A 16,847-nucleotide genomic window follows, 5' to 3' on the forward strand; every position below is an offset into this window, starting at 1 on the left:
GAGTTTTTCGGTCTAATAGCTGTTAGAGCTCAGGCTAATAAATTTAATTATGGAGTTATATGAAAGATTTATTAATACCATTGTTTATTGCAATTATAGTAACCATTATTTCAAAATTATTAGAAAACAAGTTGAGTAGTATGTCGTCACGCAAAAAGTCTGATGATTACTTAAGACAAATCATGATGAAGTTGCTAACGTTGGGGGCAATTTCTGTTATTTCTTACCAACTATACTTGGAAGTTATGAGTGATGGCCCTATTGATAAATTTTCAGTTTTGAAAATGATTTTATTATCTATCTCTGGTGTGGTCTTAATGTTTCTGAATTTGATTCATAAAATTTGGGTGTTTTTAGGAGAGATGAATGAAGTGCAAAAGGAGTCTTTAAGTATAGTTAAGGACTCAATTCCACGCCCAAAACAGTGAAGCCCTAACAAACGACTATGGCGCCAATAGCAATTTGTAACTACATGACTCTTAAGTACTTTCACGTCTTCGTTTGAAATCTAATGCCATATCAGGTTCCTACTGCCACAAAGCCAGCAGAAACACAAAAATCCCAATCCCAAGCGTGACTTTTAGAAGTAAGCCAAGAGGGGCACCACCTGATCACAGATAACTAAGATGGAAACTTGTGATCTTTCTTTATCAATCGTTTGGAAATCATGTTTAGGGTAACTAAGTTGGAAACTGTTGGTAACTTGGAAGTCTTATTAAACTTTGTAGCGATAACTAAAATGGAAACTAAGAGGGTAGGGATTAGTCGGTTTTAGCTTCCATACAGCGAACCGCCACTGTTTGATATAGTTAAGGAGAACATCATTGAGAAATGGCCTGCTAGAGCTTCATTTTTTGTGGCACTCTCTTTCAAACCTCTTATTCTGATGTTTTTCTCAAACTAGCTTCTTAATCTGATACTTTTCCCTTTGGCTGCATTTACTCTGATGTTTTTCTCAAACTAGCTTCTTAATCTGATACTTTTCCCTTTGGCTACATTTACTCTGATGTTTTTCTCAAACTAGCTTCTTAATCTGATACTTTTCCCTTTGGCTGCATTTAATCTGATGTTTTTCACAAGTTAGCCTATTAAACTGGTGTTTTTGCTTGTTCGGTTCATTAAGCTGGCATGAAATGATCATAAGAAAAGAATTTTGAAGGCTGAATCAGTAGTAAGCCCATGTAGATCAGAGCACTAGTTAGACTTCGGGCAACCTAGTTACCATCGAAGGCTACCTTTTAATTGGAATTATGTTCGTAAAAACAACATTATATAGACTCTGTGAATAATTGATTACGATCTGAATCGAACTGCCTCTTAATAGAACATTGGCTATTCGTAAACTTCTAGAGCAACGTATTCAATTTTAGATAAGGATTATGTTCTACTGGATCTGATTCAAGATGTTTAGCTATGGAGTAAAATTAAACTGTCAACCGAACTTTTAACGCGACTATATTCAAAAATGTTGGTCAAGTGGCTGTTAACAAAGAACATCATGCTGAGAAAAGCAGATAAACTTTAATCAACTAACTCCCTTAAATTAGAGATCAAAATCTGCAAATAAAAAACGCCCCCACAAGTGAGGGCGTGTTATCACCGAATTACCTTTTTGTATATACGCTTTTCGCAGTCGCTCTAACTTTAAACTTCTCCCGAAGTACCTACATTAATTCGGCTATAGAGCGGGTGGAAGGGCTTTTTCAATTCGACTAATCCTTCTCTTACCTAAGCCTATTGTAGCTGAAGTCCCGCTTGTAGACCATCATTGACACGAAAACACTTGAAAGTAGAAGCTAAGGCAGAGCAGGCATCCCGCACGGACAATTTTGTGTTAGTGAAACTACTAAATTAGCAAATTATGGATTATCTAGGGCTTTGCAAATCGCTAGTTAAGGTGGCCAAATTTAGTATTCCACTACTGGGGTTCGATAATTCTCAAAATACAATATCTAAGGATTTTCGGGAAAATGTTAAGTTCGAACCTACAGTAGCAAGTTGTACCGATGGCCTGTTATTCCTTTTTTTATCAACGAAGCAGAATCCGTTAAAGCCAGCGAGATTTGATTTCGCTAATTGATATCCTTTATAAGGGAGCCTGTCTTCATAAAGTAACAGTTCAGTTTCCGACATTGACCTGTGTAACCACTCTAAAGCGCTCGATGAATCACTTTCAAGTAAGCTTTCCGCAGTTTTAAAAGCCTTTTCATCACCATCTAACCTTTGCATCAGGAAAAGCATTTGAGCGTTTGCGCAGTGAATGATTTCGCATTCTTTATCACTATTTGATAGCCGTGGAGCGTCGCTATAGCTTATGCCTAACTTAAAAAGCAACCACGAGACGTGTGCTAACAACTGGGTGTATTCGTTGCTGTTGTAGATGTTTTCACTGTCATTGAGGATCTGAATTGGAGATTCTTTTTCATTAAAGAAACGGAAAAAAGAGATCTCTCTAAGTTTTTTAAGGTGCTTCTCATCAACTATTGGTTTTGTTTTGTTGGCATTGTCTTTAGTCGGCTGTACCTTGATTTCATGCGAACCGACAATAAACTCGTGACGGCTAAGGTTATGAATTACAACGAAGGCCATTAGTAGAAAGCTCATTTTATTGGCTTCATTATCCGAGTTCGAAACATATACCTTTTCAAGCTTATTAAGTATTTTCGTGAGCTTTTTATGTACATATTCTACTTGCTCAGGAGAAATACTTGGGTTTTCAGCGGTATCTTCATCATCTGTTCCGACAAGTTCTTCCTCATTGCGTCCTAAATGGTCTTCTCTATATAGAGAATTGCTGCCTGGCTGGATAGAAGGTATGGCATGAAGAAACATATCTAAGATTAGGTTTAAACCATCCGACGATATGGCACGCCTTCCTGACTTGGTGTGAGCGTAGTTTTCTTGATCAATGCTAACAATGAGCGAATCTCTCTCATTCGTATCACCATGAGTTTGTGGTATATATTTTTCAGATGTACCGACAGGGCGGCGTAATTGAGGTGTTAGCTTCTCAATGCAGTTAAATAGAAGATCAAATTGAGGGTAATCAGTACTTAATGATGAAACAGCCTGTCTTAACTGGCGTTCTTCAGAAGACTCACATAGTTTTTCTAGCGAGGGGACGTTATGTGTAACGACAGTAGCGATTAACTTTTCATTAAGGAGTAGGTAGATCAGTTTCCCGCAGTCTAACAACTGCTCAGATATAATAATGACCTGATTTTCTAGAGTATGTTCAATTTGGTAATAGTCACCAAACTCATCCTTGTAAAACGGCTGACAACCTCTATGGCTATCCTTGAGCTCGATTTCTAAAGACTGGTTAAGTTCTAGTTCAACAAATACCAACTCGATATGTGTAGTGTCTGTAGAGCCTTCGCTTAGCTCTTTGCTATTTACTTCCAGTACTTCTTCTGACGCTACCATATCCAAAAAGTTGGTTGAGATTATTGCGTCCTTTGCATCTCCATTTCGGAGAAGAAGCATTGCCTCAGCATTGGTATTACTGCCAGTCTTAAGCCATGCATTGCTACTGAAATTAGCACTACCTGATATGAAGAATGTTTCTTGATTGGCGATAAATACTAAAGCTTTTGCATGAGCGTATGTTGTGAACTCTGGCATACTATCAGGTTGGATAGATTTTATATCTACAAATTTTACGGTGCCACTGTGCAGTATTGTGGTATTCAGGCAAACGCTTTTAGGCTGTATTGCAATGATGGGTTTAGCTACAGAAAACTCAGAAAGAGATGAAACGAACTGTCCCGAGCTGTCAAAGAACGCTGAAACGCCGTATGTTTTGTCAACTGTTTTCGGTAGGTGCGTTTGGAGGCTTCTCCAAAGACATTCTTTATTGGAAGAGGATGAAAACAGGAAGCTATTGCTACTAGGTAGCTTCGGCTTCTTTTTAACCCATGGAGCTAAAGTCTTGGCTTTACCTAACATCTCTCTAACTATCTGAGACGAGCTTTGCCCATAATCATTCAGCCATATTTCAAACGCATGAAAAGCATCTTTAAAAATAGAAAGATCTTCTTCGTTAGATTTCTCATCGAACCTAATTACATTTGTAACTTCTAAGTTGCTGCCGAAACCAGATAGAGTCATGTTGTGGCTTCCAACTACAAGCAAGCCTTTCCTTTTACCAAGGAGCATATACACTTTGGGGTGAAATGCTTGGTTACATTTCATAGGTGCAATGCCGTATGCGTAGCCAGCAAACTTAGGTGGAAAATTCTGGATAGCCGCTTTTAACATGCGATTATCAACGAACAGTAAATGATTTGTCACACCAGCAATTTGCATTTTTCGAAGAAGGTACTCTTCATAGAATGCAAAGTTAATAGAGTAGCTTGTCATTAGGCATGAATCGTAACCACCTTTCTTCAGCTCTTCTATGAGCGAAATAGGGCTGCTCATAGGCTCACCTTCAGAATGTCATAGCCCGCAGGTTCTACTAGAAAAGAGTTCTTTGTTATACGAACCATGCCAAGATCTGCCATAATTTGAATAACTTGCTTAAATCTTGGTGACGTAAAAACTGCTGGGGGTGGCTTTATTATTTCGATACCAAATTCACTGGGTAGGAAACGAAAGGTCATCTGTTGTTGGTTTCTTAGCTTTCTCATAGCAACAAGAAAGTGGTTCTCAAGTAAGCTATGGTGAGTTAATTGTATCAACCCTGACAGAGTAGATTGTTTACTCAATTGGGTATTTAAAGTTTCACAGATAGCTAACAGATTGAGTGGGTATCTATCTAAAAAGCTTTTCTGGAGCTCTACGCTGTTATACCCCGACTTATTCTGAGTGCGGGAAACCAGTGCTGCCAAGATCATTAGGCAATTATTAGTTATGGATTCTAAATCGTTACTGCCATTCTTTGTAAGTTTCTCTACTCTGTGGGCAAGAGTCATTTCATGGTTATTTTCATCCCATCGTTCATAGTTAGGTAACTGAACAGAAAGTTGAGACAAGGTTTGATCGAATTGTTGGTGATGATAATTTGATATTACCTTGCCACCAGGCCCTTCTTGCCAGTACCACGCAGCTATTGACCGAGTGTCTTTGAAGTTCGGTCTGCGAGATTCAGTTGCTTTTAGAACACAGTAAAATATTCCTTGCATGGCAATAGAGGCTATCTCATTTCTAGCGTAATCTTGCCAGCTAGATTCAATGTTCCAAAGGTGCTCGTATTTACCTGTGTATTGAAGAGCATTTGTATAAGCCAGTTTTCGGAAGACCGCCACATCAAAACTTTGAGAGGTGTCTGTTTTAGTAATATGCTCGGTGAGAGCAAGGATATAAGCCATCGATTCAACGCGGCTGAGAGCTTGAAAGTCAGTTTCGTATTCTGTTTGATAAAGTGACGCGAAACCTTTGGTGAATAGGTTAATTAAAAGAGTTCGTTCTTCACTGTCGCATGATAGATTACATGGGCAGAATGACTTTAAATAAGTCAGAGTTTCGTAGGTAAACTCATCATTTTCAATAGTTTCCAAAAAAAGTGATGAGTTAACGTTTTGGTCAAATGCTTTGGCTAGTTTTAGTCCTACTTCTTCAATGAGCTTCCCGTTTTTAGGAGACTCACCCGCTAGTATTTTTAGGTTGCAAAGTGTGCCAAAGTAATACTGTCCTAGGCCGCCAAAGGAGTTCTTAAAGTATCGAGAGGAATCAGGATTAGTATGGCTAAATTGCGATAGCTTGAATTTTTTCCCTGAGGTGATGTCTTCGAAGTGTTTCTGAAATGTATCCTTGCCTACAAGAGCCCCAGAGTGATTAACTGTACCGTCATCACTTGTTTCATGTGCCATAGCGGCAAGTGTGAATAGGCAGTCTGCTCTTCGGAACATTTTTAAAAAAGTGTCACTATCTAACCACTTTTTCCTTTCGAAGGCATAAAACACCCATGCGTAGAACGAATAGTACCGAGCTCTATCGGTAACATTAGTGATTCCAGGAAGAAGTTTACCGTAGACTTCGATGCATGGAGCTTGCACTCCTAAATGGTCGAGGCCAGTAATCTGATTAATCGGCTTAACCCAGCCAGTATCTGAGGTAGCTTTCAAGCTCATTGTCCTACTCGTTAAGGATATACAAAACAAATATGTATAGCTGTCTATACGCTAATTTGGTGTTTAGTGATGGTCATCGGTTTCCTGATTTAAATCCAGGTACTAGGGCTCGAATAGAGTCAACATGCTCTAGCTCGTGCCTATTCATCAACTGCAAGTTGAAAGCATGCGGCGGCAAAGAAGCATCAGGCGTACAGTCTACGTGAAGGTCATTGAGCACGTAGCCCGCTAACGCCTCATTGATTGTAATGTTTCGAACGTATTGACCTTCCATACCAAGATCAATGGCTAAGTCATTTCTATTTTCATGCTTAGAGTGTGGTGCAACACTTAAGACGACATCACGGTTCCAAAGAGTATCGTCCTTTATAGTCTTGTCGTATGAGCAGTCAGTTTGCTGAGCCTTAAGAATTCGACTGATTCTAAAGCACAGGAATTTACGTCTTTTGCTGTCCCAAGCACGGATGTGCCAAGCCCCAAGTCCTTTGAATAGAGAATGAGGCGTAAGGGTTCTAGTCTCGGTGCTAGTTGAGGAACTGTACAGGACAGAAATACAGTGCTTATTCAGGATCGACCTTGTGACTTGAGAGACGATATCAATGGATAGTGAATCCAACACTGTCGCGAAGCTGCTCACACCATAAGTTGTTACTGGAATTGAGTTAAGCTCCTGACCCCATGCGATTAACCTCAGAGCAGCTTCTGGGGCATGCTCAAAAGCTGGACTAAACGATGCTGACCTCATATATGCACGCAGGCTTTCGTTGAAAACCGTGTTGTCGGAAAAACGTTCCTTGTAAGCGTTAAAAGAACGGCTTGCTGTAGCAACGGCAATATCGCCGTGCTGAATAAGGTCGGAGCGATTCACTTTCCCAAAGAAGCAGAGATAGAAATCAATAAGCCTTAGTCGTTTGGTTTGTGGAGATTCGACACAACGCATAATGATTACCCTTATCAAAATGAACTGTACTAATTTACTCTAACGAATCATTTGATTCCAGTGTAATATGATACTAGTTGATTCTTTGACCGCTAGTAGACACGATACACTTGGCTCTTTTGGGTGTTGAGGCATTTCTATCTTAAACGCAGCCTCTTAACTCTGGTGGAAGTTGGAAGCACAAATAATGGACTCACTTAGTGGCAGCCGAGTCAGTAAGTTTGTTGTAGATCATTCACTAACCGAGGGGTTGAGAATATCTCTGCCGCACTGTGATGAAAGAAATGAATAAATCTGAAACAAAAAGCTCAAAACTATTAGGGATCGTACTTTTCCACTCATTTATCCCTGGGAAACTATTCAAGGTCAAGGCTATCGGGCATAGCAACAATACGGGTGATAACGGAGCTGGTAAATCCACTTTGTTAAGCTTACTTCCAGCGTTCTATGGAGCCGATCCGAGTAAGCTGGTGGATAGACAAGCGGATAAAGTTTCCTTCGTTGATTACTATTTGCCCACCCCAAAATCTGTCATCGTGTTCGAATATGAAAAGCTTGGTGAGAGAAAGTGCTCTGTAATGTATCGGAATGGCTCCAGTGTCGCCTATAGGTTTTTGACGGGAACCGCTGAACAATTGTTTTCTCAGCATTTGTACGACGAGCTGATTAAGCAAGGAAATGAAACTCGAACATGGCTTAAAAACGTTGTTTCTCAGTCAATGTTGGTAAGTTCGCAAATAGAAACAAGCGTCGATTACCGTTCAGTAATTCTAAATAACAAAAAGCGTTTGGCCCATAGACGCCGTACGGGAAAAAACTTAGTTGCAATCGCTCATGAGTACTCGTTGTGTTCTGCGAACCATAACATGAATCATATCGATATTTTGACGGCGACAATGATGCGCCACAAGAAAATGTTGAGTCGTTTTAAGACGATGATTGTAGATTGTTTCTTGAACAATACATCGATGGACGATGTCCCATATAAGAAAGAGTATATCAACCTAGCAAATAGCCTAGACGTATTTGTTCAACTAGATACTAAAAAGAGCAAGTTCGATGAAGCAGTTGCAAATAAAGACAGCCTTGATGAGTACATCAAGCAATTAAACTTGTACCGAGCTCAAATCTCTTCTTACCTGCATCAACTGGCATTTAGTGACACTCAGTTGTCAGACAAGATTCGTTCGCAGAAGGTGTTGTACAGCTCGTTGGTCGGTGATAGGAAAGATCATCTTCAAAAGCTCGACACTGAGTTAAGCATTCAACGGACTGAGTTTGAAAGGAAATCCAAGGTTGTTGATGCTATTTACAATAAGCGTGACAAGTATGAAAGTGAAGATGATATTTTAGGGAAAATCACGCTTTACAATAGCTTGAGCGATATGCTGAAGGAAGCGGAATCGGCCAAGAACCATTACGACAATCTACTGGAAGATGTACAAACAGAAGAAAGTACATTTAACGCTCAGGTTCAAAAACTGGAACTCGAATGTTCTGATTTCCGCTCTCGCAAGCACCAAGAAATCAATAGCATACTTAAAACTAGGGAAGAGATATTCGAGCACAAGTCTGACCGTATAGAGGCGATGCAAAGTGACCTTCACCTTGAAAGAAAAAGGTTGCAAGATGAGTTCGATGAACGGTCTGAAAAGATAAGACAAGAACAAGTTCGACTTGCAGTTCTTGAAGGACAATCTCTTGAGTTCACACAAGAACAAAAGGGTGAGTTACGTAGTCTGGAAAATGATCTTGAGGGTAAGCGCCAAGACCTTAGTGCTTCGCAAAGTGTAGTAATTTATTTAAATGAGCAACTTCGTCAAGCAACCAAAACTCATGAGGGCAGTCTATCGGTTTACCATGCTTGTAGGGATGAGCTGAAAGAAATCTCAGATGAAATCATTTCTGTAAGTCGTGCATTGTTGCCCACAAAAGGGTCACTCAACGAGTTTTTAGAACAGAAATTTCCTGATTGGCGTTGCAATATAGGTAAAGTAATCGACCCTAACTTGTTAGATTCAAACAATCTAAAGCCAATTTTTGACCTCGATACGACTGAGTCAATGTTCGGTCTTCATCTGGATCTTGATTCAATTGCGCTTCCTGATTTTTGTCTTAGTGAAGAAAAGCTTTCAGAGCGTCTGGATACTTTAAAAATTAAAGAATTGGAAACAGAAACACGCAAAGAGAAAGCTAAGAGTCGAGCCAAAAGTGATGAGCAAGAAACAGAGAATCTTCAGAAAGAAGTAAAAATTCAGAGTCAAAGATCAAAAGTCTTTGAGGATGAACTGAGTAAGCTTAACCTCCTAAAAGATCAAAAGATAGGCCAGTTTGAAAGTGATGCTGAAAGTCGTACATACGAAGTTAAGAAACAAAAAAGCGTACTAGAGTCTGATTTTTTTGCAATTAAGTCCGAGTTGAAAGCAAACCTTGAAAATGAAGAACAGCGCCACCAACAGGAGCGTGTTCAGGTAAAAGCTAACTTTGATTATAGGTTGTCAGAAGAAGACGCGAAAAAAAGTGCTATTGAAGCTTTGATCAAAGATAAAGAAACGGTGACTTCAGACAGAATCAGAGACTGCAAGTTAACGTTCAACCATGCGTTGATGAATAAAGGCGTAGATCCAGTCAGCATCGAGAGTGCCAAGTCGAAGTGGGGTGCGCTCGAGCGCCAGTGTGAGGAGATCAAATCTTTTCAAGCTTTAATTATCGACTACCACACTTGGCTCGAAGCAGAATGGAAATATATTGATACTTATAATTCTGAAAAGCTGGATTTAGAGCGACAGATCGCGAGAGGCGTTTCGAAGAGAGACGATTATGAGAAATCGGTGGGCAGAAAAATCGATGACGTAGCGACTTCAATTAAATTGGATGAGCAGGAGCTAATTTCAACCAAAGAGGCTATAGGGCAGCTTACAACTTGTACCAATAACTTGGAAAAAGCGGTCGATGAATCAGATTTAGTTAGTTTAGAAGATGTATCTGTAGATTTAGAGTTTCATTCTGTTGAGCATGCCGTAAGTTTAGTGACAGACAAAATCACTGCTATTAACACGCTTAAGAAAGAAATCGTTAGTAAAGTAAAAGATGTAAGTAACACAATCTTAGGATTGGACGACAACAATGAAATAAAAATGATGTGGGAGCAGATGCGCTCTGCGACCATGACGAAGCTTTCAGAAAATTATGAATATGCTATCAACTACGATAGTCCTCAATTTTCCCTTGCTTGCTTGGGAGACCTTGAAGAGCTTGTCCTAAACGTGATTCCAGATGTTAGGGACGTTAAAATTGAAACTCTTCGTTCAATCTCGACTCAGGTTTCTAACTACCACCAAACCCTTAAACAAGTGAACAGTAAAGTAGATTCAGTTTCGAGCACTTTGGACAAGTCGATTGAAACAGGCAATCCTTTCCCTGCTATCGACAGCATACACATCAAACTATCAAGCAAGATCCATACTTTTGATCTTTGGAAAGACCTCAATCTCTTTAGCCTCGAGTTGGATAAATGGTCAGGCGAAACCTCAAGAGGTCTACCTTCCAAAGCGTTTCTTGCTTCTTTCAAGCAATTGTTGGCTTCATTTAAAGAGGCTCAGATATCTAAAAACCTAGAGTCTTTGGTCGAGATGGAGATAACGATTGTTGAGAATGGACGTCCAGCAGTGGTTCGAAATGATGAAGATCTAGAAAAGGTCGGCTCCGAAGGGATTTCCAAACTAGCTATTATCGTTGTTTTCTGTGGGATGACTCGATTCTTGTGCCAGGATGAAGACGTTGTTATTCACTGGCCGCTAGACGAATTAGGGAAAATCTCTATTTCTAACCTGGCCATTTTATTCGACATGATGGCTCAAAAAGGTATTTGCTTGTTCACTGCTCAGCCAGATCTGCATCCAGCCACTTACAAATACTTCGCGACTAAAAATCACATAGTGAAGAATGTAGGTGTTAAATCATTTATTGGCGGACGTAGAAGCAAAGTCAATCCATTGCTTTCTGAGTCGAAGCAAAATCAGTCTATAGAGGTGGTTGAATGAATAAGTTCGAATCGGTTTTCCGACTGCTCATGAGTAAAAAAGTGATCTGTGAGTATGCGACTCCTATTGAGTTCACATATTTATCCGATACCAGAAATCGAAGTGACATGAACCAATACTTGTCTCGAATAAGTATGACAACAGTCGAAACACAAGACGGGCTAGGTTTTTACTGTGGATACGAGAACATAGATAACACACGTAAGAAAAACGAAGTACTAAAAGACTTTGAAGTTTTTTCGCAGACAATGGAAGGGATAATAACTTGGCTAAAGCTAGCCCGAAATATTGACTCAGACTCAAGACCTATAATGGCTGGTGGTAAACTATCGGAGTCAGAGTTACTCGCAGCAATAGAGGAAAGTAACTCTCTTCAAAATCAGCTTGATCATATTGCACATAAACTTAAAAGAGCTCATAAAAGCAAAGAGAGTAAAACGAAGCTGCGGTCGATCTTAGATTACCTTGTCCAAGAAGGATATTTTGTATCTCCATCCTCAACTGGTTCTCTTTTTATTGCTACAGCGAAATGGTCGCTGCTTTATGAGACTTTGGAGTTTATCGCTACTAATGAAGGGATGCTGGAAATCGAAGCTGATGCTGAAAACCAACTAGATACTCAAATGGGGTTAATTTAGATGTCTCGACAGGTGGAGTCAAAAGAAGCTGTACGAGCGCTGAGTACTCATACTGAGGTAGTAGACGAGGCTTGCTATGAGCATGCTGGAGTTCTTCATTATAGTGAAAGCAATAAGGCTGCAATCGCTGCGCTTACAAAGCATCAGTTAGCGTATGACTTAGATGATGAACATGGAGTCCAAATCCATTCGTCTGTTAAGCGTTTACTAGATAGGGTGACTAGCCGTTATAGATTCAGAGAACGTCATGGCGAGTTTTCTAATCAGATTGAAAATTTGGACTATGCCGTTGAAAGTTATAGACGAGTTAAGGATTTCAATGACGATAAAAAACAAAACTATTTAGATGAAATTCGAGAGATAACCGTCGAGATAAATGACGCCTTGGTTGAGACTGTGTCTTCTTTTCATAGGATCGTTGCGGATGAATTTAGCATGGTCACTGATGTTGATGACAAAATTCGCCAAATCGGTCGATGCAAACGTGAGATCGGTAGAATCAATGATATCTTCGAGCACTTAAGTGTGAAAAAGCTTAGGGAGTGGGTACAAACTGATATTCATCTTGAGAGAATCCTTCTTAAGGTACTTAAATCTAAAATCGATCTAGCATTGAAGGATTTAAATGTATCAAACAAAAAAATGGTCGATATGTTGGCAAAGCTTCAGCGAGATAAGAAATCGTCCAAGCTTAATCGTATTATTGATGTTTTTGCAATTAAATTCCAAGATGACAAAACCTTCTCTCCATCCATAGATTCAATTGAATGCTTGCCTGACTGCTTGTCTCAGGTTTCGGAAACGGAAGTACGAGCCTATGGAAATACTAACAGTGAGCTCCAAGCTGATGACTTAATCGATTTGGCAGTGAGGGCTCTTGCTGGCGGTGAGCGGAAGAAAGGTAAAACTTCAGATTTAGACAGTATCGAAGTCATGGATGTCCGTGAAGATGAGGAAGAGTTTGAACTTAATGAGGTAGACGAAGCGTTGGAATTAATGTTTGAGGCTATTAAAGCTGATCTGAACATTCTCCCTCTGTCTGCTGCGCAAAGCTATATGATGTTTGACCTTAATATAGAATTAGAAGACTGGCTTTTATTGGTCGATGGATACATTAGTGCGCAAAAAATTGGTTTGAAGAGCATTGTCCAAATCAAGGAAGAAAGAGAAATAATACTTCCTTATGACGGTAATGTGATTATTAGTGACATTGTTTTTGAAGCAATCGGTGGTGCTTAATGATGTTATCTCGATCGTTAATTAATGCAGCTAAGAGGATTGTTGCCAGTTCTAGGGAGAGGATATCTGCCAACAAGTCCAATACTGAAGTTTGCAGACTCGTGGAAGTAGGGGTTGTTAGTGGCAATTCAATTCTCGTATCCCGCTCCGAATTGAGGGAAATTGATAATTATTTTACTTCTGCATTGGGGCAAAATTTATTGACCTTTCAACAGTGTAGTAATTCAAGATTGGACGCAGCAGGCCCTAGTATTAATGAGAAATCAGCTAAAGGTGGTGTGTTTCAGCAGCTAATTAGCTTAGCTGGTAATGTGAATATCCCGTTAAAGAACCAGCCAGATGTACCGAAAGAAGCTAGCTATATTGTTTCTGTAGAATTGGATGACCTTGATTTCCAGCGTTTTAGCCGTGTCCTCATTATTGAAAATGGTGAGCTTATTGTGCGATGGAGAGATGTCGTACACTCCTTACCTGCGGAATGGCAATCCGCAGTGCTCGTCTACCGTGGTCACGGAAAGAACCAAAAAGACCTACCTACTATGATTGAGTGCTTTGACAACAATGATGTTGAGGTGGGTTTTTTCTTTGATTACGATCCAGCAGGCTTAGATATGATCGACCAACTAAGTAATGATAAACATCATTGGATTGTACCTGTCAAAAATCTGGAGTTGTTCCAAAGTATCAACAAGCTAGATGAATTTTTGAAGCAACTAGAACAGCTTGATAGGCTAAAGAACAGAGTTGTTAGCGCATCAATACGAGAGCATTTAACCTTCATTGAGGAGAATTCACTGGCAATAACTCAAGAGCACTTGATTAGAAACCAGTGCACTTTGATTATTATAGATTTATCTAGAGCTCCCTTGGTTTAGTCCGTACCTAATTTTGAGTGTTCAATTCTAATTTAACTGTTATTTAAACAGAAAGTCTAGTTCAACATGATTAGTATTTAGTGGCTCCATTAGAGGATAACTACTAGTGCTGTGAATAGAGTCAATAGTAACGTGTTAATGAGTGGGCTTTAATGGCAACTTTGTATATTTTGATTAACTAGAAAGATACTTAGACACTATCTATTGAATTTGTTGATATGCACCCCAATGTTATGAGTTATATTGCATTTTCAGGAGATAGGTGTGCTATGCGATTCGAACAATACTTAACAGGTAAAATACTTGACCCCATTCATGGAATAATTCGGCTGACAGAGCTTGAACTAGCATTTATTGATCATCCTCTATTCCAGAGACTTAGGAATATAAAACAAAATACATTCCTCTATAAAGTCTTTCCATCAGCTATGCATAGCCGCTTCGAACACTCATTAGGTGTGATGCACTTGTCATATGAAATCCTTACCAATATGGGAGTGAATGCACATCGGTATGAGAATAAATACAATGATGACTTGATTTATACTGGCCTTACTGAGTTACCTGTCAATTTTGTTAAAGAACTTCGTTTGGCGGCGTTATTGCACGACATCGGTCATGGCCCTATGTCTCATCAGTTTGACTCCTTTATGTTTTCTAAGGATGACTTTCAGGAGTATTTTGGAAATGATTTCCCTGAGATATTGGAACTGATTAAAGACGGCAATAACGTAGAGCATGAGCACATTTCACTTTTATTTATTAAAGCTATTTACAGTAGCTTGGATGATAAACATAAAGCGGATATAAATATCGATAACGTCCTCGCAATTATTGAGAAGGATTACAAGAGCAATAACGTGTGCTTGGACATAGAGGTTGAACAAGGAAACTTAAACATACTACCTCTTTTGACTTCAATAATTTCATCATGCCCTATTGATGCAGATCGAATGGACTACCTTCTAAGGGATAGCTATTTTTCAGGCGTGAAATGTGGAATCTATGACCATAACCGACTCTTTATGTCTATGGTTCCTGTCCAGTGTGATGGGGCTGTTCACCTAGCTTATAAAGAAAGTGGCCTAGACTCTATTGTTGAATTCATCAACGCTAGGGCGAATTTATTTGGACAAGTCTACTACCACAAGACTAATCGCTCTTTTTCTTCTATGTTGAGCAAAGTGTGTAGCTTAGCAAAGAAAGTTAACGCAGATGTTGATTTGTTTGAGTTCACTTTGCCTTCAGATGCCGAAAAAAAGTCTTATTTAGAGCAAATCCAAGATTTCTATGAGAATAACTCGGATGATCATTTCTTGAACGAACAACTGGCTGTGGCGATTGAAGGGAACATTGCTGCTGAGGAAGTGAATAACGACATAATCCATCGTACGCCATGGGAAAAAGTCTACGAATCAAAGTTGTATCCCGAAAACTTAAATATCACGGATGTTATCAATAAGGATACAGTCAAGCTGTTAACGTTAACAATCGATGAAATGATTACAAGCCAAGGTATTGATAGGTCGAAATTTACCATAGATGTCATGACCGATAATGCTTTCAAAGATATCTCAAAGACGGAGATTAAATTGTTAGAAAAACAGCTTGATGGAAAGTATTCTGTAACAGCGTTTAAGGATTCAAACAAGAAGTTGTCAAGATACCAGTCCATAAAGTGCTTCATCAGGATATTCGCTCATAATTCAATTTCCGATAGTTTTGGCATGGAACTAGTAAGGCGAATAGACCAATATAAGGCTGAGTTTTTACATGAACATAAACTAGTCAAATCAAAGAGCGACTAGTTTTTGATCTGTTCGTTGGAAGCCAAGCTGCTAGTTTAGCTTGGCTTTTACGTCATGAAACTTAAGAAAAACTGTCATTACCTCATACTCTTATAGCGGATTAGTTGCGTATCAAGTATCCTATACAGTCTTAAATTCACATTTGTTAGTCCTGTTTTTGGGACTACCTTTCACACTAACGAACTAACATGATTACATACAAAAAAGGTGACTTGTTCGCTGATGATGCTGAAGCCCTAGTCAATACAGTGAATACAGTAGGGGTAATGGGTAAAGGCCTTGCTTATCAGTTCAAAGAACGTTATCCAGATAACTTCAAAATTTACAGAGATGCTTGTAAAAATGAAGAGTTATCAGTTGGTAAGGTTTTGTTAGTAAAGAACATTGCTGAAGGTTCTCCCCGATACATTATTAATTTTCCAACTAAAGCGCATTGGCGCGGTAAATCGAAAATAGAGTATATCGAGAATGGTTTAGATGACTTAGTTAGAGTTGTTTTAGATAAGGGGATTAAGTCAGTGGCTATCCCTGCCCTCGGTAGTGGATTAGGGGGGCTACCATGGAGCCAGGTTGAAAGACAAATTCATGATAAGTTGTCCTCGTTAGATGACGTAGAATGGAGAATTTATGCTCCAAATGACGCGCCTCCAAAGGACAGAAGCCTTGAACTAACGCTAGGTAGGGCAACACTTATAGTTGCATTGAAAAAGTATCTGTCATCATCGCGTAAGAAACAAATGTCGGAGCTTGAGGCTCAGTGTTTACTTTATATTCTAAGTTGTAACGGTGTAGAGCTAAACAAGATGGAATTTAATGAGTTCAGGCAGGGGCCGTATTCATCTGTTTTAAATAGTGCGATAAAAATAATGGATGGAGATTTCTTATATATCTCTGGGATTAATAAGCCTGCTGATAGTACTTTCATTATGTTGGAACCTAAAGTTGTGTCTAAAGCAACTCGTATGTTGCGAGAACAGAATTCTAATGAAAAAAGTATATCGTACGTTATCGACCTCATTGCTGGCTATGAATCTAAAGATGGAATGATTATTCTGGCATCTACTTTGTGGTCAGCTAAAAAAATGAGTGACGCTAACAAGGAGGTCTTTGCAGAGTCTCTTGTGGAACATGTGTCATCGTTAACATCATTACAAGCTCGTGTGTCCCCGACTTTAATTAAGTCCGCATATCAACGTTTAGTTGAAGAAGGGCAGTTTACCTAAGCCCTTC

10 protein-coding genes are annotated in these 16,847 nt (G+C 39.3%); 7 read left to right on the plus strand and 3 right to left on the minus strand.

Annotated features, from left to right (window positions below):
- The first annotated feature begins 59 nt into the window (after nt 1-59).
- Entirely contained in the window at nt 60-428 is a 369-nt protein-coding gene (locus AB6D06_RS14880; RefSeq protein ID WP_372110746.1) for a hypothetical protein, read from the plus strand.
- 1,510 nt (nt 429-1,938) lie between these two features.
- Here AB6D06_RS14880 and AB6D06_RS14885 read toward each other — a convergent pair.
- The 3 genes from AB6D06_RS14885 to AB6D06_RS14895 form a co-directional block, all read right to left on the minus strand.
- Entirely contained in the window at nt 1,939-4,422 is a 2,484-nt protein-coding gene (locus AB6D06_RS14885; protein WP_371703990.1) for a hypothetical protein, read from the minus strand.
- The gene (locus AB6D06_RS14890; protein ID WP_372110749.1) at nt 4,419-6,068 is read right to left on the minus strand and encodes a hypothetical protein; all 1,650 of its coding nucleotides are present in this window, start codon (nt 6,066-6,068) and stop codon (nt 4,419-4,421) included. Before AB6D06_RS14890 ends, AB6D06_RS14885 begins: the two co-directional genes overlap by 4 nt.
- A 79-nt stretch (nt 6,069-6,147) precedes the next feature.
- The gene (locus tag AB6D06_RS14895; RefSeq protein ID WP_102550649.1) at nt 6,148-7,014 is read right to left on the minus strand and encodes a WYL domain-containing protein; all 867 of its coding nucleotides are present in this window, start codon (nt 7,012-7,014) and stop codon (nt 6,148-6,150) included.
- Between the two features lie 284 nt (nt 7,015-7,298).
- Between AB6D06_RS14895 and AB6D06_RS14900 the strand changes: the two genes are divergently transcribed.
- The 6 genes from AB6D06_RS14900 (at nt 7,299) to AB6D06_RS14925 (ending at nt 16,840) form a co-directional block, all read left to right on the plus strand.
- A complete protein-coding gene (locus AB6D06_RS14900) occupies nt 7,299-11,057 on the plus strand; it encodes an ATP-binding protein (protein ID WP_157939102.1) in 3,759 nt (1,252 codons plus the stop codon).
- Nucleotides 11,054-11,695 (plus strand): hypothetical protein, encoded by a 642-nt coding sequence (locus tag AB6D06_RS14905; RefSeq protein WP_102550647.1) that lies wholly within the window; start codon nt 11,054-11,056, stop codon nt 11,693-11,695. Before AB6D06_RS14900 ends, AB6D06_RS14905 begins: the two co-directional genes overlap by 4 nt.
- Nucleotides 11,696-12,934 carry a hypothetical protein gene (locus tag AB6D06_RS14910; protein ID WP_269337774.1) on the plus strand — a complete coding sequence of 413 codons (1,239 nt, stop codon included), beginning with the start codon at nt 11,696-11,698 and terminating at the stop codon, nt 12,932-12,934.
- Nucleotides 12,934-13,809 carry a hypothetical protein gene (locus AB6D06_RS14915; RefSeq protein WP_061017098.1) on the plus strand — a complete coding sequence of 292 codons (876 nt, stop codon included), beginning with the start codon at nt 12,934-12,936 and terminating at the stop codon, nt 13,807-13,809. Before AB6D06_RS14910 ends, AB6D06_RS14915 begins: the two co-directional genes overlap by 1 nt.
- A gap of 269 nt (nt 13,810-14,078) precedes the next feature.
- Nucleotides 14,079-15,617 (plus strand): HD domain-containing protein, encoded by a 1,539-nt coding sequence (locus AB6D06_RS14920; protein ID WP_061017095.1) that lies wholly within the window; start codon nt 14,079-14,081, stop codon nt 15,615-15,617.
- Nucleotides 15,618-15,805: 188 nt separating this feature from the next.
- Nucleotides 15,806-16,840 carry a macro domain-containing protein gene (locus AB6D06_RS14925; protein WP_102550643.1) on the plus strand — a complete coding sequence of 345 codons (1,035 nt, stop codon included), beginning with the start codon at nt 15,806-15,808 and terminating at the stop codon, nt 16,838-16,840.
- The last annotated feature ends 7 nt before the right edge of the window (nt 16,841-16,847 follow it).

Source organism: Vibrio sp. 10N.239.311.G01 (genome assembly GCF_041465805.1).
GTDB lineage: Bacteria > Pseudomonadota > Gammaproteobacteria > Enterobacterales > Vibrionaceae > Vibrio > Vibrio crassostreae_C.

Bases quoted from the DNA above. Each gene is read 5' to 3' on its own strand.
- AB6D06_RS14900 (WP_157939102.1), top strand. From the start codon at position 7,299: ATGAATAAATCTGAAACAAAAAGCTCAAAACTATTAGGGATCGTACTT.
- AB6D06_RS14905 (WP_102550647.1), top strand. From the start codon at position 11,054: ATGAATAAGTTCGAATCGGTTTTCCGACTGCTCATGAGTAAAAAAGTG.
- AB6D06_RS14915 (WP_061017098.1), top strand. From the start codon at position 12,934: ATGATGTTATCTCGATCGTTAATTAATGCAGCTAAGAGGATTGTTGCC.
- AB6D06_RS14925 (WP_102550643.1), top strand. From the start codon at position 15,806: ATGATTACATACAAAAAAGGTGACTTGTTCGCTGATGATGCTGAAGCC.
- AB6D06_RS14910 (WP_269337774.1), top strand. From the start codon at position 11,696: ATGTCTCGACAGGTGGAGTCAAAAGAAGCTGTACGAGCGCTGAGTACT.
- AB6D06_RS14895 (WP_102550649.1), bottom strand. From the start codon at position 7,014: ATGCGTTGTGTCGAATCTCCACAAACCAAACGACTAAGGCTTATTGAT.
- AB6D06_RS14885 (WP_371703990.1), bottom strand. From the start codon at position 4,422: ATGAGCAGCCCTATTTCGCTCATAGAAGAGCTGAAGAAAGGTGGTTAC.
- AB6D06_RS14880 (WP_372110746.1), top strand. From the start codon at position 60: ATGAAAGATTTATTAATACCATTGTTTATTGCAATTATAGTAACCATT.
- AB6D06_RS14920 (WP_061017095.1), top strand. From the start codon at position 14,079: ATGCGATTCGAACAATACTTAACAGGTAAAATACTTGACCCCATTCAT.